Source organism: Marivirga harenae (assembly GCF_030534335.1).
Classification (GTDB): domain Bacteria; phylum Bacteroidota; class Bacteroidia; order Cytophagales; family Cyclobacteriaceae; genus Marivirga; species Marivirga harenae.
The window spans coordinates 1,644,086-1,659,594 of record NZ_CP130565.1 but is presented as its reverse complement, the minus strand read 5'-3'; the positions used below and the strand labels follow the sequence as shown (position 1 = coordinate 1,659,594).

The 15,509-nt window shown below is 35.9% G+C and carries 15 protein-coding genes and 1 pseudogene; 12 read left to right on the top strand and 4 right to left on the bottom strand.

Annotated elements, in window-relative coordinates:
• From Q3Y49_RS07050 to Q3Y49_RS07035, 4 genes and pseudogenes are all read right to left on the bottom strand, one after another.
• A pseudogene (locus Q3Y49_RS07050) lies at nucleotides 1-977 on the bottom strand (sodium:proton antiporter).
• Nucleotides 943-1,491, bottom strand: coding sequence for a sodium:proton antiporter (locus Q3Y49_RS07045; protein WP_303271590.1), 549 nt, complete (start codon nucleotides 1,489-1,491; stop codon nucleotides 943-945). The pseudogene Q3Y49_RS07050 and the gene Q3Y49_RS07045 overlap by 35 nt, the downstream one beginning before the upstream one ends.
• Before the next feature lie 76 nt (nucleotides 1,492-1,567).
• On the bottom strand, nucleotides 1,568-2,794 hold the full coding sequence (locus Q3Y49_RS07040; protein WP_303271589.1) for a Glu/Leu/Phe/Val dehydrogenase dimerization domain-containing protein: 1,227 nt from the start codon (nucleotides 2,792-2,794) through the stop codon (nucleotides 1,568-1,570).
• An 85-nt stretch (nucleotides 2,795-2,879) separates the two neighbouring features.
• Nucleotides 2,880-3,962, bottom strand: a complete 1,083-nt coding sequence (locus Q3Y49_RS07035) for an anhydro-N-acetylmuramic acid kinase (protein WP_303271588.1) — start codon at nucleotides 3,960-3,962, stop codon at nucleotides 2,880-2,882.
• Between the two features lie 36 nt (nucleotides 3,963-3,998).
• Here Q3Y49_RS07035 and Q3Y49_RS07030 point away from each other — a divergent pair, with 36 nt between their 5' ends.
• The 12 genes from Q3Y49_RS07030 to Q3Y49_RS06975 all read left to right on the top strand — a co-directional run bounded on the left by Q3Y49_RS07030 (nucleotide 3,999) and on the right by Q3Y49_RS06975 (nucleotide 15,486).
• On the top strand, nucleotides 3,999-4,715 hold the full coding sequence (locus Q3Y49_RS07030; RefSeq protein WP_303271587.1) for a type III pantothenate kinase: 717 nt from the start codon (nucleotides 3,999-4,001) through the stop codon (nucleotides 4,713-4,715).
• Nucleotides 4,702-5,997, top strand: coding sequence for a BamG family beta-barrel-assembly machinery protein (gene bamG / locus Q3Y49_RS07025; RefSeq protein ID WP_496559699.1), 1,296 nt, complete (start codon nucleotides 4,702-4,704; stop codon nucleotides 5,995-5,997). The genes Q3Y49_RS07030 and bamG overlap by 14 nt, the downstream gene beginning before the upstream one ends.
• Nucleotides 5,998-6,009: 12 nt before the next feature.
• Nucleotides 6,010-7,314 carry a tetratricopeptide repeat protein gene (locus Q3Y49_RS07020; RefSeq protein ID WP_303271585.1) on the top strand — a complete coding sequence of 435 codons (1,305 nt, stop codon included), beginning with the start codon at nucleotides 6,010-6,012 and terminating at the stop codon, nucleotides 7,312-7,314.
• A gap of 68 nt (nucleotides 7,315-7,382) precedes the next feature.
• Nucleotides 7,383-8,051 (top strand): LPS export ABC transporter periplasmic protein LptC, encoded by a 669-nt coding sequence (gene lptC, locus Q3Y49_RS07015; protein ID WP_303271584.1) that lies wholly within the window; start codon nucleotides 7,383-7,385, stop codon nucleotides 8,049-8,051.
• Nucleotides 8,052-8,250: 199 nt separating this feature from the next.
• Complete coding sequence (locus Q3Y49_RS07010) at nucleotides 8,251-9,525, top strand: hemolysin family protein (RefSeq protein ID WP_303271583.1); 1,275 nt, start codon at nucleotides 8,251-8,253, stop codon at nucleotides 9,523-9,525.
• 77 nt (nucleotides 9,526-9,602) lie between these two features.
• Complete coding sequence (locus Q3Y49_RS07005; RefSeq protein WP_303271582.1) at nucleotides 9,603-11,714, top strand: peptidylprolyl isomerase; 2,112 nt, start codon at nucleotides 9,603-9,605, stop codon at nucleotides 11,712-11,714.
• A 70-nt stretch (nucleotides 11,715-11,784) separates the two neighbouring features.
• On the top strand, nucleotides 11,785-12,051 hold the full coding sequence (locus tag Q3Y49_RS07000; RefSeq protein ID WP_303271581.1) for a DUF493 domain-containing protein: 267 nt from the start codon (nucleotides 11,785-11,787) through the stop codon (nucleotides 12,049-12,051).
• A 40-nt stretch (nucleotides 12,052-12,091) separates the two neighbouring features.
• The gene (locus Q3Y49_RS06995) at nucleotides 12,092-12,340 is read left to right on the top strand and encodes a 4a-hydroxytetrahydrobiopterin dehydratase (protein WP_303272093.1); all 249 of its coding nucleotides are present in this window, start codon (nucleotides 12,092-12,094) and stop codon (nucleotides 12,338-12,340) included.
• A 20-nt stretch (nucleotides 12,341-12,360) separates the two neighbouring features.
• Nucleotides 12,361-13,044 carry a 16S rRNA (cytidine(1402)-2'-O)-methyltransferase gene (gene rsmI / locus Q3Y49_RS06990; RefSeq protein WP_303271580.1) on the top strand — a complete coding sequence of 228 codons (684 nt, stop codon included), beginning with the start codon at nucleotides 12,361-12,363 and terminating at the stop codon, nucleotides 13,042-13,044.
• Complete coding sequence (locus Q3Y49_RS06985) at nucleotides 13,041-14,204, top strand: lipoprotein N-acyltransferase Lnb domain-containing protein (protein ID WP_303271579.1); 1,164 nt, start codon at nucleotides 13,041-13,043, stop codon at nucleotides 14,202-14,204. Before rsmI ends, Q3Y49_RS06985 begins: the two co-directional genes overlap by 4 nt.
• Nucleotides 14,204-15,004, top strand: a complete 801-nt coding sequence (locus Q3Y49_RS06980; RefSeq protein WP_303271578.1) for an inositol monophosphatase family protein — start codon at nucleotides 14,204-14,206, stop codon at nucleotides 15,002-15,004. The genes Q3Y49_RS06985 and Q3Y49_RS06980 overlap by 1 nt, the downstream gene beginning before the upstream one ends.
• Nucleotides 14,986-15,486, top strand: a complete 501-nt coding sequence (locus tag Q3Y49_RS06975) for a hypothetical protein (protein WP_303271577.1) — start codon at nucleotides 14,986-14,988, stop codon at nucleotides 15,484-15,486. Before Q3Y49_RS06980 ends, Q3Y49_RS06975 begins: the two co-directional genes overlap by 19 nt.
• Nucleotides 15,487-15,509 lie beyond the last annotated feature (23 nt).

Sequence of the window (15,509 nt, the reverse complement as noted above, 5' to 3'; positions counted from 1 at the left end):
TTACCTGATGAATAAAAACCACACCAATAGTAATAGTGGAAGTAAAAATGGTATAGAGTATCTTATAATATACCCGAAGAAGGAAGGCATCTTAATACCAACTTGCTCAGCAATTGATTTCACCATGAAATTAGGTCCATTGCCAATATAGGTCATCGCACCAAAAAATACAGCTGCAATGGAAATGGCCGTCAGGTCTGCCACCGAATCATAATACACTCCTCCGTTAGCAAATTGCGTTACTTCCGATAAGACAGAAATACTTCCACCCTGTGATGCCATGGCAGCTGCCAAGAAATTTAAATATGTAGGTGCATTATCTAAGAAACCAGATAAAAGACCAGTTCCCCAATAAAGCGTATTGTGAGTAATTAGTGCAGCTCCAGTTTCTGATTTAGCAAAATCTCCCACTAAATCTAAGGCTGGCATCATTGTACCAAAAATTCCTATGAAAATAAAAGCTACTTCCCTGATGGGTTCGAAACTAAATTCATTAAGCTCATGCACTTTCTCTTTAGCAAATTTATAAGACAGATAAGTCACACTTAGCATGATAACTTCTCTTATGTAGGAAAATTCTTGCCCATCGTAGGTAATTCCTGGCACCCAAGAGAATACGTTTGGATCAATAAAAACAGATATTATGATCACCGTCAACCAGAGAAAGTTTCTTTTCCCATTAATGGTAATTTTATTATCAAAAACCTCTTTTTCATCTTCTTCGGCACCAGACTTATTTCTTTTATCAAGAAAATAAAAGACCACTGACAAAATAATCAAGGCAAAGATCCATGCGGGCCAGTTGTGCTCCAAAGTCCAGAAAAAGGAACCCCTTTTAAGAACCCTAAGAAAAGTGGTGGGTCACCGATTGGGGTTAAGGACCCTCCAATATTACTGACCATGAAAATGAAAAATATAATATGATAAGCTTTTATTCTGTTCTTATTTAAACGAATAAAAGGCCTGATTAATAACATAGAAGCTCCTGTAGTTCCGATCAAATTGGAAACTGCGGCTTCCGATAAGCAACATCACAATATTAACAATCGGGGTTGATTTCTTATTGACCTTAATTACAATCCCACCAGAAGCAATATAGAGAGAAGCTAAAAGTGATATAAATTGTATGTATTCAAAGCCTGCATGTACAGGACTGTGTACATTATGGATTACAAATAAATAGTAACTCACCACCAGAACTGCTAAAATAACTGCAATTTTCGGATAGTTTTTATGCCAAAAATGCTCATAAAATAACGGCCCTGTTGCTATCATTAATAATAGCAGGACGAAAGGAATCACAGTCCACGCAGGCGCAGAATGATGTCCTTCTTCTTCATTTTCTACTTCATTAGCATGCTCGTCTTGATTGCCTTCATCTACAATTTCAGTATTTACTCTTCCTTCCTCGGAAAATACCTTGGGAGTGTAGAATACAGAAAATAAAAAGGTCAAAATTATTGCTGAAATAGAAAATATCGATGTTCTCATGCAAATGATTTTTCAAGAATCCCCAATTTAGGAAGTTTCCTTCTAATATACTTATGGGGAATTGATTAATTAAATGTTAAATTAATTGACTTAATGCGATTTCAAAAGAAGTCTTTGAAATATTCACATTTGAATTGCTTGCCTCAAATGTTTTACGGAGCGCCCTTTCAATTGTTCTTGAAGTATCCTCGAAAATAGCTTCATCAGTAATTTCGGCATCTGTTGTCATCAAATAAGCAAAAACTCTGGCCATGCCACAATTAGCTATAAAATCAGGAATTACAGCCACTTTATTATCAGTAAAATCCGCTATCGGCCCAAAAAATATTTCTTTATCGGCAAAAGGGACGTTAGCACCAGCGGAAATGACCTCTAATTTCGAGGCAATCATTTCCTCCACATGATCTTTGGTAATAAGTCTCGATGCCGCGGCTGGTATAAATATCTCTGCCTCTAATGACCATATCTTTTTGTTAATTTCTTCAAAAGGAATTAGGTTATCAGCAGTCAATTCATTCCCTTTTCTGGTCAAGAATAAATGTGTAATCTCTTCCAACGAAAATCCATTTTCATTGATTAACCCTCCATTCCTATCAATTATTCCTACTACATTAACTCCTGCTTGTGCCAAGAAGAAGGCTGCTGATGCACCAACATTTCCCCATCCCTGGATAATGGCTCGCTTCTTATGTAATTTACCGCCCCAAATATGGTAGTAGTGCTCCACTGATTTTGAAACTCCAAAACCTGTAACCATATCTGCTACAGTATATTTCCTCCTTATATCTGGGCTGTAGTTGGGTGCTTCAATTACTTTAATGACGCCCTGTCTCAGCTGTCCCAATTTTTTTATTTTTTCAGGCTCAGTAGCATTATAGTGTCCATTTACCACTCCTTCTTGCGGATGCCAGAGGCCATATTCTTCAGTGATAGGAATAACCTCGTGGATTTCGTCCACATTTAGATCTCCTCCTGTTCCGTAATAATTTTTCAATAATGGAAATACCGCTTTATACCATCTTTCCAATACGCCCTTTTTTCTTGGGTCATTGGGGTCAAAATTAATTCCAGATTTTGCACCGCCAATTTCGGGACCTGAAACGGTAAATTTCACCTCCATTGTTTTGGCTAAAGATTCTACCTCTCTTTTATCAAGTCCTGGTCTCATGCGGGTTCCACCTCCTGCAGCACCACCTCTCAGTGAATTGATAACTACCCATCCTTCTGCTTCCGTTTCAGGATCATTCCATTCAAATACTACTTCAGGTCGTTTATTCTCAAATTTCTCTAAGAGTTCTTTCATATTCCAAGCGTTAGTCGTTTTACAAAAAATTTTGATGAATCCATTCATCGAAGTTTCCAAAACGCCAAAACTACAAAAATATATTTCAAATATTGCCAAGCTTTTGACCAGATACACTGTCGGAATGAGCACCGGTTACTGAAGACAATGTATTAAATTCGTTTCTCACATTTAAAACTCCTAAAAATGCAAAAATCAATGCTTCTTTATAATTCACCAATTTCTGATCTGCTACCTCAAGCTTTAAATCTTGATGCAATTTACTTTCTACTGTTTCAATCAAGAAGTCATTAAAAGCTCCTCCACCTGTTAACAAAACCAATCCTCTATTTTTAGCTGTAATTAAAGCATTACTTATATGAGTGGCAATATGTTCTACTGCGGTGGACAGCATATCTTCAACTTTGAATTGAGAAAAATTAATTTTATCAAGAATTTCAGGTTCAATTGACTCGATCCCAAGACTTTTAGGAAAGTCCCTTTTCAAAAATGAAAAATTGTCCCATTCATTTAAAAGCTGCGGGATTAAATCTCCTGATTTAGCCATCAATCCTTTGTCATCATATTCCACATCTTTATAATTTGCTAATGTATTGAGTAAGATATTGCACACGCATACATCATAGGCAACTCTTTTATTCATTTCATCTTTAAATGACAAATTAGCAATACCTCCTAAATTAACGCAAATATCATATTGACTAAATAATAACTCATCCCCAATAGGAACTAGCGGAGCCCCTTGGCCACCTTTAGCCAAATCTAAGCTCCTAAAATCAGAAATTACAGGGAGATGAGTATTCGCGTGAATAAAATGTGGATTTCCTATCTGTAAGGTCATTTGCTTTTCGGGTAAATGAAAAACAGTGTGTCCATGTGATGCAATAAAATCAATACTCACATCATGCTGCTCAATAAATTGTGCAACAGCCTTTCCCATCCATTTTCCCAATTCAACATCTAGTAAATGTAAATCTAGACTGCTCAACCTAATCGCATCCTTTAAATTTGTTTTGATTCTGTCGGGATAGCTTTTCGTTTCAGCCTCCAATATCTCCCATTTCCAGTGATTATTTGGTGACTTTTCAAAATGGCAGAGTGCAATATCCAAGCCATCTAGAGAAGTCCCAGACATTAGACCGATTGCAGTATAGACGAGCTTTTCCATAAATTTATTTACTTTTAGGTTTTTAATAAGGGCAATATGAACTTAGCCATAGATATAGGCAATACTAAAACGAAAATAGGTCTTTTTAAGGAAGACCACTTAGAATCTACCGAAACTTTTGAATCTTTGTATGAGCTAAATAATTCTTTAGATTCTTATCAAATTGATTCTGCAATTATTTCCAGCGTAAATATTTCCTATCAAAATGTTTTGAAAGAATTGAAGAATCTTAATAATCCGATCTTCTTAAATACGAAAACTCCACTACCATTTGAAAACCACTATAAATCTGAAACTATTGGGCTAGACCGTTTAGCTGCAGTTGCTGGAGCCCAAAGCCTGCACCCGAACGACAGCAGCTTGACCATTGACCTTGGTACTTGCATTACTTACGAGGTACTTGAAAACGGAAATATTTATCATGGTGGTGCTATTTCGCCTGGTTTGCATATGAGATTTAAAAGTATGCATAATTTTACAGCCCGTTTGCCGTTGATAGACCCTGAACCAATTGCTGCTTACATAGCTGACAACACTATAGGTGCTATGCAAAGTGGAGTTGCATTCGGAATTCAGGCAGAGATAGACGCTTACATTCAAGAAGTTAAAAGCAAATATTCACCGCTCACGACAATAATTACGGGAGGAGATGCAAAATTCTTTGAATCTAAAATAAAAGCTTCCATCTTTGCAATCCCTGAATTAGTTTTAATGGGTTTAAATGCAATTTTAAGATATAATGTGTCAATTTAAGACCGGCTTAGTTGCCAGTATTTTTTCCATAATTTTTATTTCATCATCATATTCTCAGGAGATGTCTTCACCATACTCCGCATATGGGATCGGCATGATGTCAGAAAAAGCTTATGTTTCCAATAATGGAATGGGTAATGCAGGTATTGCTTATCAAAGTCCCTGGTTTATTCCAGTATTGAACCCAGCCTTATTGGGCGGACAACGCTTTACGTCATTTGAAGCTGGGCTTAGCATATCTCAAAACAATATTAATGATGAAACCAGTAGATTTATTCAAGTCAATGGCGGATTAAAATATGCGACAATAGCATTTCCCATAGTACCAGGAAAATATGCTCTTTCTGTTTCTTTGAGGCCACTATCTTCAAAAAATTATAATATCGAACGGTCAAGTTCAGACCAAATAAGCGACCCTCAAGCTGCAATTTCTAGATTCGAAGGAGAGGGGGCAATTTCTCAATTTAGCTTAGCAAATGGTTGGAATATAACCGAAAACATAGCGATTGGGGCAGAAGCTAATTACAATTTTGGCAATATTACCGACAGAACAATTTACGAAAATATTATCAATGAAGGTGATACCATAAATATCCCTTATTTAGTTTCAGCAGAGTACACTGACAACTTTTCTGATTTTTCCTTTGTGCTAGGCACTAACTTCAGGAAAAAGCTAGGTAATAATTACTTATCTCTTGGCGCTACCTATGATGTACAAGCTAATTTAGCAACAAACAGAAATTCGTTCTTACAGCTCCTTAGCCTTGCTGAAACGCCTTTAAGGGCTGAAAATACAGATAATGCATTTTTAGAGGCAGATAGAGAAGGTACCACAGTAGTCCCACAAAAAATAAGCGTTGGATTAAGCTATTTGAAACTAAATGCATGGGCAATTCTAGCGGATGTATCATATCAAGACTGGTCAGAATATAGCAGCTTTGGCGTTTCAGACAATAATTTTGGAGAGCTTATGAAACTAAATTTTGGAGGGGAATTCACTCCAGATGCTCAATCTGGCACAAAGTACTATGAGAGAATTACTTACCGAGCAGGACTTAACATTTCCAATGGCCCATTGGTTATAAATAACAACTCAATAAATTCATTTGGCATAACTTTTGGTTCTACCCTACCTATAAGTAACATATCAAACGTAAATTTAGCGTTTGAAGTAGGCCAAAGGGGAACACTTTTAAATAATTTGGTACAAGAAAATTATTTAAATTTTAATTTGAGTTTTACTTTTAACGATAGATGGTTTTTACGAAGACAGTTTGATTAAATTTTAAGAAAGATGAAAAAGATTCTATTAACATTAGCAGTATTAATAGGTGTTCAAGCTTCAATGCTTGGACAAAGTGGCTGGAACTGGCCAGAAGATCCAGATAAAAAAGCAAAAGCCGTTGAAAAGAATGCGCTGTACTCTGATATGCTTACAGCAGAAAAATATGAAGCGGCAAAGCCACCACTGGAATGGTTATTAAAAGAGACTCCTGATCTTAATCCCTCTATTTATATCCAAGGAGTGAAAATATATGAAAATTTAGCTCAAACTACCACTGGGAAGGAGCAGGAAAATCTACAAGACTCTGTAGTTTTACTATATGATTTGAGAATGGAATATTTCAATGATGTAGAAAATGTAACCAACAGAAAGGCTTCTGGAGCTTACGATATGTGGAAAGAAAGAAAAGATAGATATAAAGATTTATATGAAATCCACAAAGAGGCTATTGAAATGGTGGGGGCAAATGGATTTGTCTCTAACACTTTCCATTATATGGATGCTGTAAGACGCTACAAATTAACTGGTGGTCCATTAACTGATGTAGATGTAATTGAAATCTATGATCAAATTCAAGACCTATTAGACGAAATGCTGGCCAATGGAGAGAATGAACAAAACATTCAAAGAGCCCGGGATTATGTAGAAAAATTATTCAATGCATCTGTTACAATAGACTGTGCAATAATAGATGAAAAATTGTACCCTAAATTTATTGAAGATGGTAAAACGCTGGGAGATGCTGAAAAGATCGTTAAATTTTCGCTTGCTGGAGGATGTACTGGCTCGGATTCATTTCTTGGAGCAGCTAAAGTGGTAAATAAAAATGCACCCGAATTTGGCTTATCAAGAATCATTGCTCTAAGGTCTAAAGCAAATGAAAACTTGAGCGAGGCCAAGAAATATTTCGAACAAGCGTTAACCTTGACAGAAGATAATATTAAAAAAGCAGATGTCCAGATCGAATTGGCAGACATTGCTTCAAAAATGGGGAATAAATCACAAGCTAGAAGTTATGCTTATGATGCCTTGAATGAAGACCCATCAAGAAAAGAAGCATACTCACTAATTGGTGATTTATATTTGAATAGCTATCTTGAATGTAAAGGTGGTAATGATGTGGTGAAGGACAGAGCAGTCTATATTGCCGCATATGAAATGTACCAAAGAGGAGGGGATGCTACAAGAATGAGCGTTGCCAAGGAACAATTCCCTTCAAATGAAGACATCTTTAACTATGATTACGAAATCGGTGACGAAGTAAAAGTTGGATGTTGGATTGGCGAAACTGTTAATGTTAAAATAAGAGATTAATCTCTCAATATATTATACTAAAGCGGTCTAGAGTTCATTATCTTGACCGCTTTTTTTATTTTTGCGATATGAAACATTTTCATTTTTTATTACTGCTTCTACTTGGCCAGTCATGCTCTTCTGGTCTGGAATCTAAACAAAAATTTGAAGAGTATTCTGGCCCCATCATGGAGGCAGACACTATTGAAATTATCTACTCCGATTCAGCAAAAGTGAGAGTGATCGTAAATGCCACTAAGCAGTATGAATTTGAAAATGGTGACAGAGAATTCCCTAATGATATTTATATAGAGTTTTTTGAGCCGGATGGGACTATGTCATCCACATTAGAAGCAAATTCAGCATACTACACCAAGGAAACTGAGATTTATAAAGCGGAGGGTGATGTAGAAGTCATTGGGTATATAGAACCTCGGAAGCTTAATTCAGAAGAATTATATTGGGAACCTGAGAAAGAAGAGATTTACACGGAAACCTTTGTGAGAATCCAATCGGAAGACCAAATATCAACAGGTACAGGATTGCGAGCAAAACAAGATTTTTCAAGCTACAGAATCCTTAACCCAAGTGGAACCATCTACTTAGAGGAGCCAGATTCTACTTCAAAAGAAGAGAATCAAACGAGAGGTACTCCAAGAAAAACAAAACAGATTGAAGGCGACAGCTCTAAAAAGTTGCCGACCAAAAAAATCATTAAAAGAGCCGATGAGCCAAAAAAAGAAACTAAAGAAAGATAAGAATTCTGAAAAGCATAGTCCTAGACCTAATTTCATCATAATAGGTTTAGCTTTCGCTTTCTTTGTGATTGGGATTCACCAATCAATTACAGTTGGCTTTGAATATTCCTATTGGATTTTTATGTTGTCTATAAGTCTGTTACTTTTACATAGATACATCAAACAAAAAAACAGAACACAAGACCGTTCTAAATAGAAAATGGAAAGCAGTTATTTTATTTATATTATCATTTCATTACTCTTTTCTGCATTCTTTTCAGGGATAGAGATTGCTTTCATTTCCTCCAATAAATTGCATATTGAATTGCAAAGCCAGCAAGGGATTATTTCCGGTAAAATACTTTCAAAATTTTTAGAAAAACCATCTTCCTTCATCGGAACCACTTTAATTGGTAATACAATTTCCTTAGTAGTATATGGTATTTACATGGCTAAAATGGTTGAACCTGTTTTAATTGCAAATCTACCCCTGTTCTTTCAAAACGATATCTTTATTCTACTAGCGCAAACCTTTATTGCTACTATATTTGTACTCTTTGTTGCAGAGTTTACTCCTAAAAGTATCTTCTTACTTAATCCAAATGGACTATTATCATTCTTTGCTATTCCACTTTGGCTCATTTATTATATTACTTATCCTATTGTTTTTTTCATCGTCAGCTTATCTAAAACATTCATCAAATACGTTTTAAGGCTGAATTACGAGGAAGACAAGCCTGTTTTTGGATTAACGGATCTGGATCATTTTGTAAAAAACACGGTACAACTTGACCATCAGGAAAGTAAGGTGGAATTGGATAAAAAAATATTCAATAATGCGCTAGAATTTAAAACCATAAAGGTACGGGAGTGCATGATCCCCAGAACAGAAGTGGTGGCAGTGGATATTGAAGACTCAACAGAAGAACTTAAAGATGCATTCAGTGAAAGTGGGCACTCTAAAGTACTGATTTACAAAGATACTATTGATGATGTCATTGGCTATTGTCACTCGCTTGCCTTATTTAAAAAACCATCCTCAATTAAAGAAATATTGACTCCTATCATTATTGTGCCTGAAACGATGCCAGCCAATGAGCTAATGATCCAATTCATTCAAGAGCACAAAAGTTTGGCATTGGTGGTGGATGAGTTCGGAGGAACATCCGGAATAGTGAGTTTAGAAGATATCATTGAGGAAATTTTCGGTGAAATTCAAGACGAACATGATGATGAGGATTTAGTAGAAGAACAAGTTTCAGCCAACACATTCATTTTTAGCGCCCGCTTAGAAATAGATTATATTAACGATAAGTACTTATTAAATCTCCCTGAAGGCGACTATGACACTTTGGGAGGTTTTATATTATCAATCACAGAAAATTTTCCGCAACTGAAAGATGAAGTAAGTAGTCCTCCTTTCCGCTTTGTGATAGAAAGTATGGAAGAAAACAGAATCAATCTGGTAAAATTAATTATCACAAACCCAAATTAAGCTAAAAGTAATAAATGGAATCACTTTGATATTAATCATTTATACTATTATTTTGCGAATCTTTGAAATAAACAAACATGGGAGTATTTAATACATTAAGAGTAAAAATGGGGTCGGTATTGATCGCCCTAATAGGATTATCCATTCTAGCCTTCTTGCTAACCGACTTACTTGGGCCAGACTCAATGCTGTTAGGTGGCGGAAGATCTAATGATGTGGGTGAAATTGCTGGAGAAACTGTCAATTTACCAGAATATCAACGAAAAATTGAAGAGTTTAAGAACAACTTCAGAGCTGGGAATGGTAGAACTCCTAGCGAGCAAGAAATGAATTCAATCCGTCAGCAAGCTTGGGATTTCCTTATAATCGAGAAAGCTTTTCAAAATGAATATGATGAATTGGGACTTGAAGTTACTAATGAAGAATTAGTGGACATGGTCCAAGGAAATAACATCAGCCCAATTGTAAGGCAAAACTTTACAAATCCTGAAACTGGTGAATTCAATAAAGAACAAGTGGTAAATATTATCAGAAATATTGCTCAAGCACCTGCAGAACAGCAAGCTCAGTGGTACTCTTTTGAATCATCACTGGTTCCAGCTAGGGCAAGAACTAAGTACGATGCACTTTTAGGGAATACAAATTATATCACCACTGCAGAAGCTCAAAAAGCTTATCAAAAAGAAAATGAATCCGCAGAGGTTGAATACTTATACGTACCTTTTTACTCTGTAAATGATTCCTTAGTATCTCCTTCAGAGGCTGAATTGAAAAGTTATTTCAATGAGAACAAAGAAAAGTACGAAACTGATGCTTCAAGAACCATTAGTTACGTGAGCTTCGAATTGTTGCCGTCTGGAAAAGATTCTACATACATAAAGGAAGAAGTTGAAGAACTTAAAAAAGAATTTCAAAAAGTTGAAGATGATTCAGCTTATGCAAGAATGAATTCTGATAGAAGTAATTCCTTTAGAACTTATCCTATAGCTCAGCTGCCAAAAATACTAGCTTCTAATACTAATATTTTGAAAGAAGGTGATGTGATAGGTCCATATATCGAAGATGGTGCTTACATCTTATACAAAACTTCTAAGATTTATGACGATACAGTTTCTTCAGTAAAAGCAAGTCATATATTAATTGAAGCAGAGGATGATAGTGATGTGGCTGATGCAAATGCTAAAAGAGAAGCACAGGAAGTATTGCAAAAAGCGAGAAGCGGTCAAGACTTTGCAGAACTAGCAAAAGACAATAGTGATGGTCCTTCTGCAACAAGAGGTGGTGATCTAGGCTGGTTTAAAGAAGGTCAAATGGTAGATGAATTCAATGAAGCTGTATTCAATTATTCAGGAACTGGAGTAATCAATAAATTAATCAAAACGCAATATGGCTATCATGTTATAAAAGTAACGGAAGAAAAAACGGCCAAAACATATAAGATCGCTACGATCCACAGAGATATATTACCTTCTGAAGGCACAAGAGATGACTTATACCGAAAAGCAGATTTATTTGCCGCCACAAATGGAAGTTATGCAGAATTCACTGCTGCAGCTGAAGAAAATAATTATGGTGTAAGAAGTTCTGGGAAAATGTCTCCTAATCAAAGGACTATTGGAAATTTGGGTGCCTCAAGACCTATTGTGAGATGGGCCTTTACAGAAGCCTCTCAAGGCAAAGTATCTGAGGTTTTTGAAACTGACACTCATTTCGTTGTGGCCGTTTTAACAAATGAAACGGAAAAAGGCGAGGCTAACTTTAATGATTCAAAAGCATTTGTTACCAGAGAATTGAAAGAACAAATGAAAGCTGAAATCATTAAGGAAAACTTAGCTGGTTTATCAGGTAGCTTAAATGAAAAAGCAGAAGCCTATGGTACCGATGCAAATGTTTATTCTACAACAGATTTAAAAATCTCTTCAAATTCTCTTCCAAATGTTGGTCAAGCGCCTGAGGTAGTTGGTGCTATCTTTGGACTTCAATTGAATACTCAATCGCAACCTTTAGAAGCTAATAATGGTATAGTAATCGTAAATGTATTGAATAGAACGCCTGCACCAGAAATTGCAGACTACAATACATACAAAAACCAAATAGCCCAAAGCAGAAGAAATAATGTATCTTTTGAAATTAAAGCAGCAATTGAAGAAAAAGCTGATATTGTAGATGAAAGATATAAGTTCTTTTAAATCATTAAACACTTAATATTTAAAGGGGCTTTTTTAGCCCCTTTTTTTGTGGAAAAAGAAAAATAAAGTAATGAGTACTGAAAAAGAAATCGCATCATTTAAAGAAAAACTAGAAGCTGTTAGCGAATGGCCTAGTCTCTATATGTTCAAATTTATTGTTCCTGCAGAACAGCAGGATGAAATAAAAGACATATTTGAAAACCATGAAGTGGTGGTAAAACCTTCAAGTAAAGGGAAATATGTCAGCTTAACTATAAAAATGTTAGCCAATTCTGCTGAGCAGATTATTGAAAAGTATCTTGAAACCAATAAGGTAAAAGGGGTTATTGCACTATAGACTTCCACAGTGTAACAAATCAATTTTAGAGTGGTTAGATATACTAAAAGAAGAAACTATGTGGAAAGAAGAAAATAATACGCTTAAAAGAACATTTGAATTTAAAGATTTTACAGAAGCTTTCGGTTTCATGGCTCAAGTGGCCATTATAGCTGAGAAAATGGGTCATCATCCGAATTGGTCAAATGTTTACAATAAAGTAAGCTTTGAATTGACCACTCACGATGAGGGCAATACCATAACTGAGAAAGATAGAAAGCTAGCTGAGGAAATTGATAAATTAGTTTAATAAAATCTTTAATTTTGGGGATGGAGGAATCAAAAACACAACTTTACTTGGTGCCCACCCCCATTGGCAACCTTGAAGATATGACATACCGCGCTGTTAACATCCTCAATAGCGTGGATGTTATTCTAGCCGAAGACACTAGAACCTCTGGTAAATTGCTCAAGCATTATGATATCAAAAAACCACTGCAAAGTTTTCATATCCATAATGAGCATAAGAAAGTGGAGCAGGTAATTGACGGACTAAAAGCAGGAAAAATCATGGCATTGATTTCAGATGCCGGAACACCTGGAATCTCAGATCCGGGTTTTTTATTGGCAAGAGAAGCCTTGAAAAACGACATCAAACTGGAATCTCTTCCTGGTGCTACAGCTCTGATTCCCGCTCTTATTAAATCTGGTTTTCCAAACGACCGATTTGTTTTCGAAGGCTTTTTACCTCACAAGAAAGGTCGAAAAACACGAATAGAGAACTTAGTTGCGGAAGATCGAACCATCATTTTTTATGAATCCCCACATCGGTTGCTCAAAACATTGAAGCAATTGGCAGAAGCTATGGGAGAAGACCGTTTGGCTTCTGTTTCCAGAGAACTCACAAAATTATTTGAAGAAACAATTACCGATACCTTAGCGGGGCTGATTGAACATTTTGAGCAAACTGCACCTAAAGGAGAAATTGTACTGGTATTAAATGCTAAATCATGATTAAAAAACTGCTAATTGGATTATTGACTTTTACTGCATTATCAGCAACAGCTCAAAATTCACTGTCAGATAAGGCTGAAATCAGTTTAATAACGGTGGCTCCTGGTAATGAACTCTATTCAGGTTTTGGTCATTCTGCACTATGGGTAGAAGATGAAAGCAAAGGCTTAAGCGTGGTATTCAATTATGGCACCTTTGACTTTGAAACGCCTGGCTTCTATATGAAATTTGTACGTGGCAAACTTAACTACATGCTTTCTGCTGGTCGAATATCCTATCTGATCAATTCGGCAAAAGCCGAAAAAAGAAGCGTTATCCAGCAGAAGCTTAATCTAAGTAATGCACAGAAAAATGAAATTTATAGCTTTCTGATAGAAAACATCAGACCAGAAAATCGATTTTATCAATATGATTTTTTCTTTGACAATTGCTCTACCAGATTTAGAGATTTATTGGAAGATGTTTTAGGAGAAGGATTAGTTTGGGAAAGAGAAGCTGAAGGACTTACTTTTAGAGAGTATTTAGATATCTATTTAGCTGATAAACCTTGGCAAGATTTCGGTATCGATTTGGTCCTGGGACAACCTACAGACCAAATTGCAGACAAAAGAAATGAGATGTTCTTGCCTGATCTTTTGATGTTCCATTTTGACGAAGCTACTTATAATGGAAAACCAATTGTAAAGGATAAAATCATTATTTACGAAGCGGATGAAGAGGAAGCCGCTATTGGCTTTCAAATACTTCCTGAGTACATCACCTGGTTCCTTTGCCTATTTGGGATTTTCTTAAGCGTAAGACACCATAAATCAAAATTAAGTGATGTTTGGTTCAATAGGTTATTATTTGTAATTACAGGGCTAGTTGGTTGTCTTATCTTCTTTCTATGGTTTCTATCCGATCATGTGGCTACGGTGAATAACTGGAATATGATTTGGGCATTCCCCTTAAATGTTGTCCTAGCCTTTTTACTGTTCAAAAAACCAGCCAAGAAATGGCATACTGCTTTTTATGCTGTGTTTGGTATCGTTCAATTTATGGTCTTAGGATTTTACTATACATTGCCTCAAGCTATGCACACTGCAGTATTGCCCATCGTATTATATTTCGCCTTTAAATCCTTTAACTTACTATATAGAACCAAAAAAATGAATGTCTGATGAATTTAAACGCAATCCACAAAGAAGCGATCAAATTAGTAAAGGAAGTAGGAAAATTCATCAGTGCAGAATCTCAGAACGTCAATACCGATACGGTAGAGCATAAGGGCTTTAATGATTTGGTGAGTTATGTAGATAAAGAAGCGGAGATAAGATTAGTAGAAGGCTTAGGTGAAATCCTTCCCGAATCAGGATTTATTGCAGAGGAAGGTACTTCAGAAAAGAAAGGAGACACCTACAATTGGATTATTGATCCTTTGGACGGAACCACTAATTTCGTTCATGGTTTGCCTGTATTTTCAATCAGTGTAGCATTGCAAGAAAATGATGAAATAGTTTCCGGAATAGTATTGGAAATTAACCGAAATGAGTGTTTTGAGGCAGTACAAGGTGAAGTGTCGAAGTTAAATGGAAAGCCTATCTCCGTTTCTAAACATATTGATCTCTCTCAAAGTTTAATTGCTACGGGTTTTCCGTACAATGATTTTGATAAAATGGATGACTATTTATCAATCCTAAAACATTTGATGCAAAACACCCATGGCTTGAGAAGGCTAGGCAGCGCAGCAGTAGATTTAGCCTATGTTGCCTGCGGCAGATACGAAGGCTATTTCGAATATAATTTGAATGCTTGGGATGTCGCAGCTGGAGCCTTCATTGTGCAACAAGCTGGAGGCAAAGTGAGCCGATTTAATGGGGATAACGATTTCATTTTTGGTAGGGAAATATTATCTTGCTCTGCAGAAGTATATGAAGAACTATTAATCATCCTCCAGAACCAATGGAAACACAATCAATAGAACAAAGTCAAAGGATTAATTTAGGATCAGGGAATTTAAAATTCTCAAATAAAGCTAATAGAAAACTATCTTACTTTTTAGCGTTGTTATTCTTCTATATGGGCCTCAGCCTTATTTTAAATGAAGATGCCAGAAACTTCACACGATTGGGTATGGGTCCTTTATATTTATTAGCAGCCTCTCTGTATATGTTAAAAGCACAATTTGAATTTTCTACTACCTCAAAATATGCTCCGCATTTCATTGTATCTGAACAAGGACTTAAAATTAAAACAGCTGTGTTTAAAAAGTCAGAATTCATCAGCTGGGACAGTATCAAAGAAATAGAACTAGGAAATTACAAAATCGGGATTAGAGACAGAACGGGCTTTCTGTATTTCCCATACAAAACTAGAAAAGAAACTTCTATTGAATTAAAAAGATCAATTGAAGCTATTGCAGCTCAAAAAGGGGTAGAAGTTGAAAATCTATTAAAGAAATAGTCTCTAAACCCCAGCTTGATCAA

Coding starts and splice junctions, on each gene's coding strand:
- Q3Y49_RS06975 (WP_303271577.1), top strand. CDS start 14,986: ATGGAAACACAATCAATAGAACAAAGTCAAAGGATTAATTTAGGATCA.
- Q3Y49_RS07035 (WP_303271588.1), bottom strand. CDS start 3,962: ATGGAAAAGCTCGTCTATACTGCAATCGGTCTAATGTCTGGGACTTCT.
- Q3Y49_RS06985 (WP_303271579.1), top strand. CDS start 13,041: ATGATTAAAAAACTGCTAATTGGATTATTGACTTTTACTGCATTATCA.
- Q3Y49_RS07045 (WP_303271590.1), bottom strand. CDS start 1,491: ATGAGAACATCGATATTTTCTATTTCAGCAATAATTTTGACCTTTTTA.
- rsmI (WP_303271580.1), top strand. CDS start 12,361: ATGGAGGAATCAAAAACACAACTTTACTTGGTGCCCACCCCCATTGGC.
- bamG (WP_496559699.1), top strand. CDS start 4,702: ATGTGTCAATTTAAGACCGGCTTAGTTGCCAGTATTTTTTCCATAATT.
- Q3Y49_RS07005 (WP_303271582.1), top strand. CDS start 9,603: ATGGGAGTATTTAATACATTAAGAGTAAAAATGGGGTCGGTATTGATC.
- Q3Y49_RS07020 (WP_303271585.1), top strand. CDS start 6,010: ATGAAAAAGATTCTATTAACATTAGCAGTATTAATAGGTGTTCAAGCT.
- Q3Y49_RS07030 (WP_303271587.1), top strand. CDS start 3,999: ATGAACTTAGCCATAGATATAGGCAATACTAAAACGAAAATAGGTCTT.
- Q3Y49_RS07000 (WP_303271581.1), top strand. CDS start 11,785: ATGAGTACTGAAAAAGAAATCGCATCATTTAAAGAAAAACTAGAAGCT.
- Q3Y49_RS06980 (WP_303271578.1), top strand. CDS start 14,204: ATGAATTTAAACGCAATCCACAAAGAAGCGATCAAATTAGTAAAGGAA.
- lptC (WP_303271584.1), top strand. CDS start 7,383: ATGAAACATTTTCATTTTTTATTACTGCTTCTACTTGGCCAGTCATGC.
- Q3Y49_RS07040 (WP_303271589.1), bottom strand. CDS start 2,794: ATGAAAGAACTCTTAGAGAAATTTGAGAATAAACGACCTGAAGTAGTA.
- Q3Y49_RS07010 (WP_303271583.1), top strand. CDS start 8,251: ATGGAAAGCAGTTATTTTATTTATATTATCATTTCATTACTCTTTTCT.